Origin of the sequence: Dactylosporangium aurantiacum, from assembly GCF_000716715.1 — a bacterium.
Classification (GTDB): domain Bacteria; phylum Actinomycetota; class Actinomycetes; order Mycobacteriales; family Micromonosporaceae; genus Dactylosporangium; species Dactylosporangium aurantiacum.
This window is the reverse complement of sequence record NZ_JNYJ01000014.1, coordinates 163,786-177,224: the sequence shown is the minus strand read 5'-3', so window position 1 is coordinate 177,224 and position 13,439 is coordinate 163,786. Positions and strand designations below refer to the sequence as shown.

At 73.9% G+C, this 13,439-nt stretch carries 16 protein-coding genes; 7 read left to right on the top strand and 9 right to left on the bottom strand.

The window, feature by feature from the left end:
- The first annotated feature begins 63 nt into the window (after nt 1–63).
- Together OP18_RS18400 and OP18_RS18395 are read left to right on the top strand one after the other, a co-directional pair.
- Nucleotides 64–630: a TetR/AcrR family transcriptional regulator gene (locus OP18_RS18400; RefSeq protein ID WP_033360194.1), complete on the top strand. Its 567-nt coding sequence runs from the start codon at nt 64–66 to the stop codon at nt 628–630.
- Nucleotides 631–689: 59 nt separating this feature from the next.
- The gene (locus tag OP18_RS18395) at nt 690–920 is read left to right on the top strand and encodes a hypothetical protein (RefSeq protein WP_033360137.1); all 231 of its coding nucleotides are present in this window, start codon (nt 690–692) and stop codon (nt 918–920) included.
- Between the two features lie 46 nt (nt 921–966).
- Here the strand turns inward: OP18_RS18395 and OP18_RS18390 are convergent, their stop codons facing one another.
- From OP18_RS18390 to OP18_RS18375, 4 genes are all read right to left on the bottom strand, one after another.
- On the bottom strand, nt 967–1,206 hold the full coding sequence (locus tag OP18_RS18390; RefSeq protein ID WP_033360136.1) for a CPCC family cysteine-rich protein: 240 nt from the start codon (nt 1,204–1,206) through the stop codon (nt 967–969).
- Nucleotides 1,207–1,274: 68 nt separating this feature from the next.
- A complete protein-coding gene (locus tag OP18_RS18385) occupies nt 1,275–1,619 on the bottom strand; it encodes a cupin domain-containing protein (protein WP_033360135.1) in 345 nt (114 codons plus the stop codon).
- Nucleotides 1,620–1,674: 55 nt separating this feature from the next.
- The gene (locus OP18_RS18380) at nt 1,675–2,499 is read right to left on the bottom strand and encodes a class I SAM-dependent DNA methyltransferase (RefSeq protein ID WP_156089604.1); all 825 of its coding nucleotides are present in this window, start codon (nt 2,497–2,499) and stop codon (nt 1,675–1,677) included.
- A 95-nt stretch (nt 2,500–2,594) separates the two neighbouring features.
- A complete protein-coding gene (locus OP18_RS18375) occupies nt 2,595–3,554 on the bottom strand; it encodes a helix-turn-helix domain-containing protein (protein ID WP_033360134.1) in 960 nt (319 codons plus the stop codon).
- A gap of 81 nt (nt 3,555–3,635) precedes the next feature.
- Here OP18_RS18375 and OP18_RS18370 point away from each other — a divergent pair, with 81 nt between their 5' ends.
- Both OP18_RS18370 and OP18_RS18365 read left to right on the top strand, forming a co-directional pair.
- Nucleotides 3,636–3,815, top strand: a complete 180-nt coding sequence (locus OP18_RS18370) for a hypothetical protein (protein ID WP_033360133.1) — start codon at nt 3,636–3,638, stop codon at nt 3,813–3,815.
- Between the two features lie 130 nt (nt 3,816–3,945).
- Complete coding sequence (locus OP18_RS18365) at nt 3,946–5,073, top strand: NAD(P)/FAD-dependent oxidoreductase (RefSeq protein ID WP_033360132.1); 1,128 nt, start codon at nt 3,946–3,948, stop codon at nt 5,071–5,073.
- Between the two features lie 4 nt (nt 5,074–5,077).
- Here OP18_RS18365 and OP18_RS18360 read toward each other — a convergent pair whose 3' ends face one another.
- The 3 genes from OP18_RS18360 to OP18_RS18350 form a co-directional block, all read right to left on the bottom strand.
- Nucleotides 5,078–6,058, bottom strand: a complete 981-nt coding sequence (locus OP18_RS18360; RefSeq protein WP_033360131.1) for a TIGR03557 family F420-dependent LLM class oxidoreductase — start codon at nt 6,056–6,058, stop codon at nt 5,078–5,080.
- Between the two features lie 93 nt (nt 6,059–6,151).
- Nucleotides 6,152–6,556, bottom strand: a complete 405-nt coding sequence (locus OP18_RS18355; RefSeq protein WP_245635427.1) for a DUF1622 domain-containing protein — start codon at nt 6,554–6,556, stop codon at nt 6,152–6,154.
- A 46-nt stretch (nt 6,557–6,602) separates the two neighbouring features.
- Nucleotides 6,603–7,814, bottom strand: a complete 1,212-nt coding sequence (locus OP18_RS18350; RefSeq protein ID WP_052386910.1) for an acyltransferase family protein — start codon at nt 7,812–7,814, stop codon at nt 6,603–6,605.
- Nucleotides 7,815–8,000: 186 nt separating this feature from the next.
- On the opposite strand from OP18_RS18350, the gene ctaD reads away from it, so the two are divergent.
- The 3 genes from ctaD to OP18_RS18335 all read left to right on the top strand — a co-directional run bounded on the left by ctaD (nt 8,001) and on the right by OP18_RS18335 (nt 11,018).
- On the top strand, nt 8,001–9,848 hold the full coding sequence (gene ctaD, locus OP18_RS18345) for an aa3-type cytochrome oxidase subunit I (protein ID WP_081970860.1): 1,848 nt from the start codon (nt 8,001–8,003) through the stop codon (nt 9,846–9,848).
- On the top strand, nt 9,838–10,263 hold the full coding sequence (locus tag OP18_RS18340) for a cytochrome c oxidase subunit 4 (protein ID WP_033360130.1): 426 nt from the start codon (nt 9,838–9,840) through the stop codon (nt 10,261–10,263). Before ctaD ends, OP18_RS18340 begins: the two co-directional genes overlap by 11 nt.
- Nucleotides 10,264–10,325: 62 nt before the next feature.
- Nucleotides 10,326–11,018, top strand: a complete 693-nt coding sequence (locus OP18_RS18335; protein WP_033360129.1) for a type 1 glutamine amidotransferase domain-containing protein — start codon at nt 10,326–10,328, stop codon at nt 11,016–11,018.
- Here OP18_RS18335 and OP18_RS18330 read toward each other — a convergent pair.
- Nucleotides 11,011–12,297 (bottom strand): amidohydrolase family protein, encoded by a 1,287-nt coding sequence (locus OP18_RS18330; RefSeq protein ID WP_033360128.1) that lies wholly within the window; start codon nt 12,295–12,297, stop codon nt 11,011–11,013. The genes OP18_RS18335 and OP18_RS18330 overlap by 8 nt on opposite strands.
- Nucleotides 12,298–12,322: 25 nt before the next feature.
- Nucleotides 12,323–13,411 (bottom strand): PIN domain-containing protein, encoded by a 1,089-nt coding sequence (locus OP18_RS18325; RefSeq protein ID WP_033360127.1) that lies wholly within the window; start codon nt 13,409–13,411, stop codon nt 12,323–12,325.
- Between the last annotated feature and the right edge of the window lie 28 nt (nt 13,412–13,439).

Below are 13,439 nucleotides of genomic sequence, written 5' to 3'. Positions count from 1 at the left end.
GCGACCATGGGGAAGGGGCCGTCGACCCAGTTGCACAGTTCCGCGGACGCCCGGGTGTACCGGATGGGCAAGCGCGCCGACAACGTGACCGAGACCCGGCAGCGCATCGTCGAGGCGGCCGTCGCGCTGCACGGCACGATCGGCCCGGCGGCCACGACGGTCTCCGCCGTCGCGGAGGCCGCGGGCGTCACCCGGCTGACCGTGTACCGGCACTTCCCCGACGACGGCGCCCTGTTCGCCGCGGCCGGCGCGCACTGGGCCGCCGGGCAGGTCCCGCCCGACCTCGCGGCGTGGGCACGCGCCGCCGAACCGTTCGAGCGGCTCGCGGTCGCCCTGACCGATCTGTACCGGTTCTACCGCGACGGCGAGCCGATGCTCACCAATGTGATCCGCGACCGGGCCACCCTGCCCGCGCACCTGCGCGAGGCCGCCGAGGCCGGCGAGGCGCAGCGGCTGGACCTGCTGCTGCGGCCGTTCCGTGCCCGCGGCACCCGGCGCCGCCGGCTGCGGGCCGCGATCGGGCACGCCGCGTCGTTCTGGACCTGGCGGTCGCTGTGCCACGAGCACGGGCTGAGCGACGCCGACGCGGTCCGCCTCACCACCGCGCTGGTGAGCGCGGCGGCGAGCTGATCCCCAGCTGCACCCGGACGCTCACCGTACCGCCACCGCGGCCGGCCGACACTCGGGGCGTGGGGACCGTGCTGCACGCCGCCGGCTGGCGGGTCGAGCCGACCTGGTGCGACCGCGACGAGACCGGGGCGCGCAACTGGTTCCTGGCCGTCGACCCCTGCGGCGCCGAGCACTGGTGCACCACCAGCCAGCTGCAGGAGCTGCTGCACCGGCACGGCCTCGACATCGGCGACCTGGCCTTCACCCCGCCGCCGCCGCGCCTGCGCGACCCGGACGACGGCTGCGAGTGACGCCGGGCGCTACCGCCGACCGTCGTCGCGGCGCCGGCGCCGCCCGCTACGGTCGCTCGTCGTCGCGGGGTGGGCGCACCAGCTCCCGGTACCGCGGCGCGCTGGCGCCGTAGATGCTGAAGTTGAGCCGGGCATCGGCAAGGCTCAAGTCACCGTTGCGGCTGCCGTGCACCGCGCTCACCGACGGATCGGTGCGGCCGTCATCGGTCCAGAAACAGATCGGACAAGTAGTGCACCCTGTTCGGTAGCCGCAACACGCGCACCGGGGCAAGGCTGGCTGACCCACGCCGGTCAGTCTTTCACATTTCCCGGCGCCGGCCCATGCCGGACGGGCGCCGGCGACGACGCCGCAGCTCAGTCCCGTCGGACCAGGTCGACGGAGATCTCCACGGCCGGCACGGTCCCCCGGTTCTCGAGCCAGTGCACGGTGTGCCGGTCCTCCGGCCAGCCCACGCCGGGCCCGTAGTCCGTGGCGACGCCGTCCCGGTGGTCGGTGATCGTGCCCTGCAGGACGTAGACGGTGCCCGGCCGCCCGACGTGGTCGTGCACCGGGCCGAAGACGCCGCCCGGCGCGATCGTCACCATGCGCATGCGCAGCTGGTGCCCCGCCATGCCCTCGATCTCGCCGTCGAGGTCCACCGTCGCCAGCACCTCCACCGTGACGCCGCCGGCCTCGGGGGCCACCTGTCCGTCGCTCATCGCTGTCTCCTTCCGCGCGCGGCACTGTCATCGTGCCGGTGCGCGGCGGCCGGCGTCACCGTTTGACGGCGACGACGCGCCGGCGTTGGTCACGCCAGCCGGGCAGCCACTCGATGTCGCGCAGCCCTGCCTGCCGGATCGCGCGGTGGTACTGCTTCTGCGTGAACAGCGTCATGACGTGCTCCTCGACCCACTGCCGGACGCCGGCGCCGGACTCGTCGAGCACGTAGTGCATCCGCATCGTGGACACGGTGCCGGACCGGCCCGAGTAGCACGTCCTGGTGAGATGCCGGCGGCGGTCGCGGGCGACGCCCGAGTGCACGGTGTCCGTCGTCCACTGCTCCGGCGTGAACCAGGGCTCCAGCAGCAGCACGCCGCCGGGTTCGAGGTGCGCGGCCAGGCAGCTGAGCGTCTGCTCCAGCTCATCGACCGACTGCGCGTAGCCGATGGCGGAGAACAGGCAGGTGACCGCGCTGAACGTCCGGGCGAGCCGGAAGTCGCGCATGTCCCCGGCGTGCACCGCGACGCCGGGCAGCCGCTCGAGCGCCGCCTGCCGCATCGCCTCGGCGATCTCGAGCCCTTCGACGTGCGCGAACGCGTGCCGCAGGTGCGACAGGTGCAGGCCGGTGCCGCAGGCCACGTCAAGCATGCTGTCCGCCTTCGGGTTGCGCCGCCGGATCAGCGCCGCGATGTCCCTGGCCTCGCCCCGGTAGTCCTTGCCCGCCGCGATCGCGTAGATGAGGTCGTACGCCGCGGCGAGGTCGTGGCCGGCGGGGGCGGCCGCCTCGCCGGTCACCCCGGCCTGATCGATCCGGAACCCCAGGGACCGCTCGGCCGGTCCCGCGGCGCGCGGGGACGCCCGCCGTGCGAGGAAACCCACTGGCACCACCTTCGGTCACCGGGGCGTCCTGGGCGAGCGCCGTCCGGGTCGCCCGATCATGCCAGCGCGCCGGCCGGCAACCGCATGCGGGGCACTCAGGAGGCGAAGGCCTTGCGGTAGTCGCGGGGCGGCACGCCGCGCCGCTTGACGAACTGCTCGCGCAGCGTGGCGGCGGTGCCGAAGCCGACCTGGCGGGCGACCTCCTCGATCGACAGGGCCGCGGTCTCCAGCAGCTCCTCGGCGCGGTGCAGGCGCTGCGAGAGCACCCAGGCGTGCGGGGTCGAGCCGGTCGCGGCGGCGAAGCGGCGGGCGAAGGAGCGCTGGCTCATCAGTGCGCGGCCGGCCAGGATCTCGACGGTGAGCGGCAGGTGCAGGTGCTCGCGGGCCCAGCCGAGCACCTCGGCGAGGCGTTCGTCGTCGCAGTCCGCCGGGACGGGGGCCGCCACGTACTGGGCCTGCCCGCCGTCGCGGTGCGGCGGCACCACCATGTCGCGGGCGATGCCGTTGGCGACGGCGGCACCGTACTCGCGGCGCAGCAGATACAGGCACATGTCGACGCCGGCGGCGGCACCCGCGCCGGTGACGATGCGACCCTCGTCGACGTAGAGCACCTCGGGGACCAGCTTCACGTCGGGGAAGCGGGCGGCGAGCCGGTCCGCCCACCGCCAGTGCGTGGTCGCCCGCAGGCCGTCCAGCAGCCCGGTCGCGGCCAGCACATAGGTGCCGGTGCAGTGCGCGGCGATGGTGGCGCCGCGCTCGTGCGCCGCACGGATCGCCGCGAGCGCCTCCGGCGACGGCTCGACCTCGAAGTGCTCCCAGGAGGTGATGAGCACGAGGTCGGCGGCGGCGAGCCGGTCCAGGCCGTGCTCGACGACGATCCGCAGCCCGCCGTCGGTCCGCACCGGGCCGGGGCGGTCGGTGCAGGCGGCGAAGTCGAAGCGGGGCAGGCCACGGGCGCTGCGGTCGTAGCCGAAGATCTCGCTGACGACACCGGCGCCGAACGCGCCGGTGCCGTCGTGCAGGTAGGCGGCGACGCTGCGGAACGGATGCTGCATGCCACCATGATGGCAGAAAACCCGCGATCGTATGCAGGTCTGCCACTGTTGCGATGTTCCCGGCCGGCGCAGGCTGAGGACATGTTCGTCATCGACTGCCCTGCCCACGGGTCCCGCGTCCTGCTGTCCGAGCGCCGCATCCGCAACCTGCGCAACACCGACGCCGGGGTGCTGCTCGACGTGGAGTGCTACTGCGGCCACATCGAGAAGATCCGCACCGGCCGGCACGGCGGGTCACGCCGGTCGTCGGTGCCGCAGTAGCGGCGCCGTCACGCGCCCGCAGCGGGATCCCGGCGATCGGGTGAACAGGAGTGGTGGCGGTGTGGAGGTCCGGCGCGGATCGCGTGCACGCCCGGGCGCCGCCGCGGATCCGGGCCTACCGTCGCCGGGTATGCAGAACGTGGATGTGGTGGTCGTCGGCGCCGGCCTGGCCGGGCTGCACACGGCCCGCCGGCTCGCGGAGCAGGACCTGGCCGTGCTCGTGGTCGACCGGCGCCGGTCCCTGTCGGCCGGGATCCGCACGACCGGGATCTTCGTGCGACGTACCCTCGACGACTTCGACGTGCCGGCGCACCTGCTCGGACCCGGGGTCCGCGACGTGCTGCTCTACCCGCCGTCGCGGCGCGCGCCGGTCCACCTGACCAGCGACCGCGACGAGTACCGGGTCGCCGACATGCCCGGCGTCTACGCGCACGCCCGCCGCGCCGCCGAGGGCGCCGGTGCGCGGGTCCGGCTCGGCGTGCGGTACACCGGCACGGCGGGCGGGGTGGTGACGTTCGCCGACGCGGAGCCGGTCCGGGCCAGGTTCGTCGTCGGCGCGGACGGCGCCCGCTCGCGGGTGGCCCGGGACCTGGGCCTGGACGTCAACCGGCGGCTGATCGTCGGTGCCGAGCTGATCCACCCGGTCGCCGCCGGGCCGGACGCGCCGGCGTTCCACTGCGTGCTGGACCCGCGGGTGGCCCCGGGCTACCTCGGCTGGGTGATCGACGACGGCCGGCACGCGCACGTCGGCGTCGCCGGCTACCCCGCGGCGATGCGCGCCGGGGTGCGGCAGCTGCTGGACGTGTTCGCCGCCGACGCGCCGGGCCGGCCCGCGGCCGCCGGGCCGGTCGAGCGGCGCGGCGGGCCGATCCCCGTCGGTGGGGTGCTGCGCCGGCTGGCCTGCCCGGCCGGGCTGCTCGTCGGCGACGCCGCCGGCGCGGTGTCCCCGCTGACCGCCGGTGGGCTCGACCCGTGCCTGCGCATGTCGGACCTGGCCGCGGCCGTCACCGCCGGCTACCTGCGCAGCGGCGACGAGGAGGTGCTGCGCCGCTACGACGGCGGCGCGCTGCGGGCCAGGTTCCGGGGGCGCCTGCTGCTGCGGCGGATGTTCGCGGGGCTGCGCTCCCCCGCCGCGGTGGAGGCGGCGGTGGCGGCCCTGCGCGGCCGGACCGGGCGGGCCGCCGCCGCGCGGGTGCTGTTCGGCGACGGCTCGTTCCCCGACGTCGACCCGCGCCCCGCACGGTTCGCGGTCCGCTGAGACGTCACTTGTCGGCCAGCGCCCGCAGCTTCTCCAGCAGCGGCCCGGCGGCCTCGTCGAGGAACCGCTGCTGCAGCGCGTCACCGACCTGGACGAGCGCCACGTCGGTGAAGCCGGCCTCCCAGAACGGTTTGACGCTCTCGGCGAGCTCGTCCAGGTCCGGTCCGCAGGCGATCGACTCGGCGATGTCGTCCTTGCGCACGAACTGGCTGGCGCCGGCGAACCCGGCCGGGGTGGGCAGGTCGGCGTTGACCGCCCAGCCGCCGCCGAACCAGCGGAACTGCTCGTGGGCGAGATCGATCGCCTGTTGCCGGTCCGGCGCCCAGCAGATCGGGATCTGCCCGATCGCCCGGGACGGGGCACCGCCCTGCCGGGCCGCGTGCCAGCCCGAGACCAGCTCGGCGTCGGGCTCGACGGCGATGAGGTGGTCGCCGAGCGGCGCGAACCGCTCGACGGACTTCTCACCGGAGACCGCCAGGCCGATCGGGACCCCGCCCTCCGGGGCGTCCCAGATCCGCGCCGAGTCGATCCGGAAGTAGTCGCCGTCCCAGGTGACCAGGTCGCCGGTGTGCAGCGCCCGGATGATCTGGACGGCCTCCTCCAGCATGTCCTGCCGCTGGGCGACCGGGGGCCAGCCCTCGCCGGTGATGTGCTCGTTGAGGTTCTCGCCGGCACCGAGGCCGAGCACGAACCGGCCGTCGGAGAGCAGCTGCAGGGTGGCCGCCTTCTGCGCGACGACGGCCGGGTGGTACCGCTGGATGGGGCAGGTGACGTAGGTCGCCAGCTCGACGCGGGAGGTCGCGTGCGCCACCGCGCCGAGCACCGACCAGGCGTAGGGCGCGTGCCCCTGCGCCGTCAGCCACGGCGAGTAGTGGTCGCTGCTGACCTCGAAGTCGAAGCCGAGCTCTTCGGCCTGCACGGCGTAGCGGACCAGTTCCTTCGGCCCGCTCTGCTCGGTCATCAGGGTGTACCCGAACCTGACCACGACCCACCACCTCATCCGGATGCCAACGAACTGCACTGCCGACGCACTGCACTGGAAGGGCTGCCCGGTCGCGGCACCGTCAAACGCGGCGGGTCACTCCGGGTCGCCCGCCGGGCCGGGCCCGCGCGCCGCCCGCGCGATGTGCGCCGCGCCGCTGGTCATCGCCCGGCGCCACGGCAGGTTCCCGTCGATCTCCACCTGCAGCGAGAAGCTCAGGAACGTCCGGATGAGCACGATGAGACCGAGCACCGCCACGTTCTTCAGGGTGGGCGCGACGGCGACGGTGCGGATCAGGTCGGCGGCGACCAGGACCTCGAGGCTGAGCAGCAGCACCCCGCCGAAACTCTCCCGCAGCGCCTGGTACCCCCGCCGGCCGCCCTCGCCCCGCCAGGCCCGCACGGCCAGCAGCACCGACCACACCAGCCCGACGATGAGCACGGCGGCGCCGAGCGCGTCGAACACCTGCGCCGCGCGTTCCATGACTTCGGTGAACGTCACGCGGCCGAACGTATCAGCGGGCGGCGGCCGGCGCAGGGAAGGTGGGTCAGCCGCGGATGCCGAACAGCCGGCGGGTCAGGCGGGTGCGCCGGACGACCAGCTCGTAGACGGCGAACATGGCCACGAAGGACGCCCCGACGATCGCCAGGTACTTGACCGGCGCCGGCAGCTGCCACCGCACCACCAGGTAGGCCGCCGCGACGACGATCGGCTGGTGCAGCACGTACATGGGCAGCGCGGCGACGCTCAGGTAGTCGTACACCGGCCGGTGCCGCTCGTCGCGGACCCCGACCGGGGCGGTTCGCCGCCGGTCCAGCAGCCCGAGGATCGCCACCAGCCAGCACCAGCCGGCCAGGGCGAACAGCACCCGCGCGACCGCCGCCGGCACGGTCATGTCCGTGAACGGGTCGTCGCCGGCCACGTCGAGCGCGTAACCGGCCGCCGCGAAGAGCACGACACCGGCGACCGCCGCCGGCACGGCGTCGCGGCGCATCGCCGCCCGGAACCGGTCGTCGGCGGCGAGGGCGAACCCGTAGAGGAAGAACAGCAGGTACGCCCAGCGGCTCCAGCCCGCGAACGCCTCCTCCATGCCCAGCAGCGCGCCGATCACCGCGAGTGGCAGCGCCGGCAGCAGCACCACGCCCCGCCGGGCGGTCGCGCCGGCGGCGGCGTCGCGGATGCGCGCCACGCGGCCGGAGGGCAGCCACGCCGCCAGCGCGGCGAGCAGCGCCGAGAACGCCAGCAGCAGCACCACGAACCACAGGTGGCCGCTCTCGAAGTACTCACCCTGCACCAGGAACGGCAGGTCCGACAGGCTCAGGTGGACGTCGAAGTACCGCAGCAGGAACCGCGGGTAGGACTCGGTGTAGCCGGGGTCGGCCGCCTTGAGGCGCAGCCACGGCGGCAGCGGCAGGATGGTCAGCGACGCGACCAGCAGCGGTACGCCGAGCCGCAGCAGCCGCTCGCGGACGAAGCCGCCCGGGCCGCGGCGCCGGATCGAGTGCCACGACCCGAGCCCGGCGATGAGGAACAGCGCGGGCATCGCCCACACGACGCACAGCCCGGCCAGCCACGTGGTCGCCTCGGTGGTGGTCGCGTTCTTGACGTAGTAGTCGTCGCGGGTGTCGAAGACCAGCGCCGCGTGGAAGCAGACCAGGCCGTACACGACCACCAGACGGATCGCGTCGAGCTCCGGGCGCCGGTCGGCCCGCCGCGGCGCGGCGTCCGGCCGCGGCGCGGACTCCTGCGGTGCCGCCATGTCGCCTCCCCCGTGCGTCGCCGGCCGTCTCAGGATGCCAGGCCGGCACCCGCACCGGCACGGCCGAACCGGTGGTCTTCGACCGGCCGCCGGATCCGGCATCCGCCGGAGAGGTTTCGCCGCGCACCGCCGGGGCAGGCCACCGCCCGTGCGCCGGTGCCGACCGGCCGCACGGGGAGGACGATCATGTCTGAAGCGACGCCTCCGCCGGACAGCGGGGCGCGGCCCGTGGGCGTGCCCGAGCCGGAGCGATACCGGCAGCCCGGAGCGCCGGACCGGCAGGGCGACGCCGTGCGGACCGCCCACGCGGCATCGACGGGCACCGCGGTCCTGCCGGAGCGGGCGGCCCGCGCCGGCCGGCCGCCGGTGCGCCCGGTCGTCCCCGGCAACGCGTTCACCCGGATGCTGCGCAGCACCGACGCGAAGGACATCGGGGTGCTGTACCTGGTGTCGTCGTTCGGGTTCTTCCTCGTCGGCGGGTTCATGGCGCTGCTCATGCGCGCCGAGCTGGCCCGCCCGGGCCTGCAGCTGCTGTCGCCGGAGCAGTACAACCAGCTGTTCACCGCGCACGGCACGATCATGATGCTGCTGTTCGCGACGCCGCTGGTCTTCGGGTTCGCCAACTACGTCGTCCCGCTGCAGATCGGGGCCGCCGACGTCGCGTTCCCCCGGCTCAACGCGATCTCCTACTGGCTGTACCTGCTCGGCGGCACCCTCGTGGTGAGCGGCTTCGCCACCCCGGGCGGGGCCGCCGACTTCGGCTGGACCGGCTACACGCCGCTGAGCACGCTGCGGCACACCCCGGGCATCGGCGGCGACCTGTGGATCATGGGTCTGGTCGTGTCCGGCCTCGGCACGATCCTCGGCGCGGTCAACATGATCACCACGATCGTCACGCTGCGCGCGCCCGGCCTGACCATGTTCCGGCTGCCGATCTTCACCTGGAACATCCTGTGCACCGCCCTCATGGTCATCCTGGTCTTCCCGATCCTCGCCGCGGCACTGCTGGTCCTGGAGGCCGACCGCAAGCTCGGCGCAAAGGTGTACGAGGCCGACACCGGCGGCGCGATGCTGTGGCAGCACCTGTTCTGGTTCTTCGGCCATCCCGAGGTGTACGTGGTGGCCCTGCCGTTCTTCGGCATCGTCACCGAGATCATCCCCGTGTTCAGCCGCAAGCCGATCTTCGGGTACAAGGGCCTCATCGGCGCCACGATCGCCATCACCGCGCTGTCGATGACCGTGTGGGCGCACCACATGTTCGCCACCGGCCAGGTGCTGCTGGTGTTCTTCTCGTTCCTGAGCTTCCTCATCGCCGTGCCGACCGGCATCAAGTTCTTCAACTGGATCGGCGCCATGTCCCGCGGGCAGCTCACGTTCGAGACACCGATGCTGTTCTCCATCGGATTCCTCGTCACGTTCCTGTTCGGCGGGCTGTCCGGGGTCATCCTCGCCAGTCCCCCGCTGGACTTCCACCTGCACGACAGCTACTTCGTCGTCGCACACTTCCACTACGTGCTGTTCGGCACCATCGTGTTCGCCGCCTTCGCCGGCGTCTACTTCTGGTTCCCGAAGATGACCGGGCGGATGCTGGACGAGACCCTCGGCAAGATCCACTTCTGGACGATGTTCGTCGGTTTCCACACCACGTTCCTCGTCCAGCACTGGCTCGGCAGCCGCGGCATGCCCCGCCGGTACGCCGACTACCTGCCCAGCGACGGGTTCACCACCTTCCACACCATCTCCAGCATCGGCGCGTTCATCCTCGGCGCGTCCACGCTGCCGTTCCTGTGGAACGTGTGGCGCTCCTACCGGTTCGGCCGCGTCGCGGCGGTGGACGACCCGTGGGGCTTCGGCAACTCGCTGGAGTGGGCGACCAGCTGCCCGCCGCCGCGGCACAACTTCACCGAGCTGCCCCGGATCCGCTCCGAACGGCCCGCGTTCGACCGCAAGTACGGCGAGCGGATCGCCGACCTCGCCCGGGACCGCCCGCAGCGCGAGGTCCGCCCCGCCCAGGAGCTGCACGATGAGGACTGAGACCCGGGTCTTCACCGTCATCGGCGGCTTCCTGGCCGTGGTGGCGGTCGTCTACGCCGCGCTCACCGCCGGCATGACCGGCGGCGTGGAACGCGTCGGCACCGTCGCCCTGGGCCTGTCCGCCGTCCTGTGCGCGATGACGGCCGGCTTCATGTGGCTGGTGTCGCGCCGCATCCCGCCGCGCCCCGAGGACCGCACCGACGCCGAGATCACCGACGGCGCCGGCGACGTCGGGTTCTTCAGCCCGTCCTCGTACTGGCCGCTCGGCGTCGGCGTCAGCGCCGCCACCGCCGCCCTCGGCATCGCCACGTCCCAGTACTGGCTCACCGGCGTCGGCGTCGTCGGGCTCATCCTCACCGTGGCCGGGCTGATGTTCGAGTACTACACCGGCAGCGCCCGCGGCGGCGAGCACTGACCCGGTGCCGGTCACCCCCGGCGGGTCTGGCTACGCCCGGACGGATCGGCACGATGGGAGCCATGGCCAAGATCCTGTTCGTCATGACCGGTACCAGCTACTGGACCCTCAAGGACGGCACCCGGCACCCGACCGGCTACTGGGCCGAGGAGTTCGCGGCCCCGTACACCGCGCTCACCCGCTCCGGCCACGAGGTGGTCGTCGCCACCCCGGGCGGCGGTGTGCCGTACGTCGACGCGATGAGCCTGCGCCCGTCGATGGCCGGCAGCGACCAGATCGCCCTGGAGCTGGAGGCGGTCCTGCGCGCCGCCGACGAGCTGCGCCGCCCGATCCGGCTGGCCGACGCCCGGTTGGAGGACTACGACGCGGTCTACTACCCGGGCGGGCACGGCCCGATGGAGGACCTGTGGGCCGACGCCGACTCCGGCCGGCTGCTGACCGCCGCCCTCGCCTCCGGCAAGCCCCTCGCCGTCGTCTGCCACGCCCCGGTCGCCATGCTCGCCACCCGGCACAAGGGCGTGTCACCGTTCCTGGGGTACCGCGTCACCGGCTTCACCAACGACGAGGAGGAGGCGGTCGGCCTGGCCGCCAAGGCCCGGTGGCTGCTGGAGGACGAGCTGGTCACCCTCGGCGTCGACTTCACCCGCGGCGAGATCTGGAAGCCGTACACGGTCGTGGACCGCAACCTGTACACCGGCCAGAACCCGGCCTCCGCCGCCCCGGTCGCCCAGCAGCTGCTGGAGGTGCTCAACTGACGTCGTTGCGCGGGCCGGGGCGGCGGGCGCGGACGGCGGCCACGACGGCGGCGATGCGGGCGTCGAACGCGTCGAGCTGGGCGGTCTCGGCGGCGCCGGCGACGAAGGCGTTCCGGTCGCAGGGGATGCCGGCGCGCCAGATCCGCTCGATCCCGCGGGTCGCGGTGATGTCCGTGAGCGGGTCACCGGACACGAGGACGAGGTCGGCGCGCTGCCCGGGCGCGACCCGGCCCCGGTCGGTGAGGCCGAACACCCGCGCCGGTGCGGTGGTGGCGGCGGCCAGGGCCCGCGCCGGGCCGAGCCCGCACCGGACGAGCAGCTCCAGCTCCCGGTGCAGGCTCGCGCCGAACACGGTCCCGGGGTTCGGCGCGTCGGTGCCCGCCAGCAGCGTCACCCCCGCGTCGGCCAGCCGCCGCACGTTGTCCTCGGCCCGCGAGTACGGCGGCAGGTGCCGGCCGGGCGGCACCGGGGCGTCCGAGGTCAGCCGGCGGACCCAGACGTCGCCGAGGGCACCGGCCAGCCGAGGGTCCCCGAGCACCGCCGCGCCGCCCGCCCCGCCGAGGGTGTTCTCGACGGTGGCGAGGGTCGGGCCGACCGCGATGCCGGCCTCGGCGACGCGGGCGACCAGGGCGTCGTCGAGGTCGGCGTCGGTGGGGACGTGCGCCACCACGTCGACGCCGGCGGACACGACCTGCCGCAGGCCGGCCGTGGAGCTCACGTGGGCGACGACGACCAGGCCTCGGGTGTGCGCGGCGGCCACCAGCGCCGTGACCGTGCCGGCGTCCAGCGACGGCCACAGACCGCCGGGGCCGGAGAAGACCTTCAGGTAGTCGCAGCCCTCCGCGATCCGGTCGTCGACGAACCGCGGGGCCTGCTCGGCGGAGGTCAGCGTCGGGAACGGGTCGTACAGCATCGACGGGTGCCCGCCGGGCGCGGTGGCGCCGACGCCGGATGAACGCACGTCGGCCACGTCCGGCCGGGAGCCCGCCTGCCCCCTGGCGGCGGCCACCACGCCGGGCTCGCTGAACATGTCGAGCACGGTGGTCACCCCGAACGTCAACGACCGCGCGAGGGCGCCGGCGACCAGGTGCACGTGCGTGTCGATCAGTCCGGGCAGCACGGTCCCGCCGGCCGCGTCGATCACCTCGTCGCCGTCCATGACGGCCGGGGTGGCCGAGCACCCGGTGATCACGCCGCCGGCGAACCGGACCGACGTCCAGTCCCGCGGCGCCGCCCCGTCGAACACCCTCGCGTTCACGATCGTTGTCGCCGCGGCCACCGCGCCCTCCTCGAGTGATCCGGGGTTACACGGTGAGCAGGTAGTCGTCGGCGTCGGGGCTCCAGCGCAGCTGGACGGCGCCGCTGGTGGCGGCGGCCTTGCAGAACTGCAGGAAGGTGCGGTAGCCGAGCTTCTTCTCGCTGAAGTCGGGGCGGACCCGCCGGACCTGGTTCTTCAGGCCGGACAGCGCGACCCCCTCGCCGGCGGTCGTGGCGGCGACGTCCTGGACCACCGAGCGCAGCAGCGTGAACGCCGCCTCCTGGTCGCCGTGCTCGGGCAGCGCCACCTCGGGGTCGCCCTTGGCGGGGCCGGCGACCAGCTCGATCACGTTGCGGTCGGCGAGGTGGCGCAGCATCTCCCCGAACGCGCGGAAGCCGTAGTCGGACTCGCTGAACGTCGGGTCCTTGCGCAGCAGGGTGCGCTTCAGCCGGGACGCGGTGACCTCGCCGCCGGAGCTGCCCTCCAGGCCGGCGACGGTCTGCGCGACGAGGACGGCGAGCGCGTCGCTGTCGCGCACCGGCTGCGGCTCCGCCTCCAGCGGCGCGGCCGGTGCCGGCTCGCGCGCCGGCTCGGCCCGGCGGTGGTCCGGCTCCGCCGCGCGGGCGGGCCGGCTGCCGCGGGTGCGGGCCGCGGGGACCTCGACGCCTTCGAGGCGGTCGTAGTACAGGAACTCGTCGCACGCCGGCGGCAGCAGCGCGGACGTCGACTTCTCCACCCCGACGCCGATGACCCGCTTGTTGAGCCCGCGCAGCTTGTGCACCAGCGGCGTGAAGTCGCTGTCGCCGGTGCACAGCACGAACGTGGAGATGTACTCCCGCTCGAACGCCAGCTCCATCGCGTCGACCGCCATCTTGATGTCGGCGGCGTTCTTGCGGGAGGCGCCCATGCGTTGCGGCATCTCGATCAGCTCGACGTGGGAGCGGGTGAGCATCCGCCGGTCCTCGTCGAAGTAGGACCAGTCGGCGTACGCCCGCCGCACCACCACCCGCCCTCGCTCGGCGAGGGCGTCGGCGATCGGCCGGAAGTCGAACGTCATCCCGCCGAGGTTGTCGCGCGCGCCGAGCGCCAGGTTCTCGTAGTCGAGGAACAGCGCGATCCGGTCTTCCTGATCCACGATCCGTGAGCCTACGCGCCTGGCGCGC

Excerpts from the sequence above, each read along its gene's own strand:
- OP18_RS18375 (WP_033360134.1), bottom strand. The coding sequence starts at position 3,554 with ATGCAGCATCCGTTCCGCAGCGTCGCCGCCTACCTGCACGACGGCACC.
- OP18_RS18335 (WP_033360129.1), top strand. The coding sequence starts at position 10,326 with ATGGCCAAGATCCTGTTCGTCATGACCGGTACCAGCTACTGGACCCTC.
- ctaD (WP_081970860.1), top strand. The coding sequence starts at position 8,001 with ATGTCTGAAGCGACGCCTCCGCCGGACAGCGGGGCGCGGCCCGTGGGC.
- OP18_RS18400 (WP_033360194.1), top strand. The coding sequence starts at position 64 with ATGGGCAAGCGCGCCGACAACGTGACCGAGACCCGGCAGCGCATCGTC.
- OP18_RS18350 (WP_052386910.1), bottom strand. The coding sequence starts at position 7,814 with ATGGCGGCACCGCAGGAGTCCGCGCCGCGGCCGGACGCCGCGCCGCGG.
- OP18_RS18365 (WP_033360132.1), top strand. The coding sequence starts at position 3,946 with ATGCAGAACGTGGATGTGGTGGTCGTCGGCGCCGGCCTGGCCGGGCTG.
- OP18_RS18340 (WP_033360130.1), top strand. The coding sequence starts at position 9,838 with ATGAGGACTGAGACCCGGGTCTTCACCGTCATCGGCGGCTTCCTGGCC.
- OP18_RS18370 (WP_033360133.1), top strand. The coding sequence starts at position 3,636 with ATGTTCGTCATCGACTGCCCTGCCCACGGGTCCCGCGTCCTGCTGTCC.
- OP18_RS18385 (WP_033360135.1), bottom strand. The coding sequence starts at position 1,619 with ATGAGCGACGGACAGGTGGCCCCCGAGGCCGGCGGCGTCACGGTGGAG.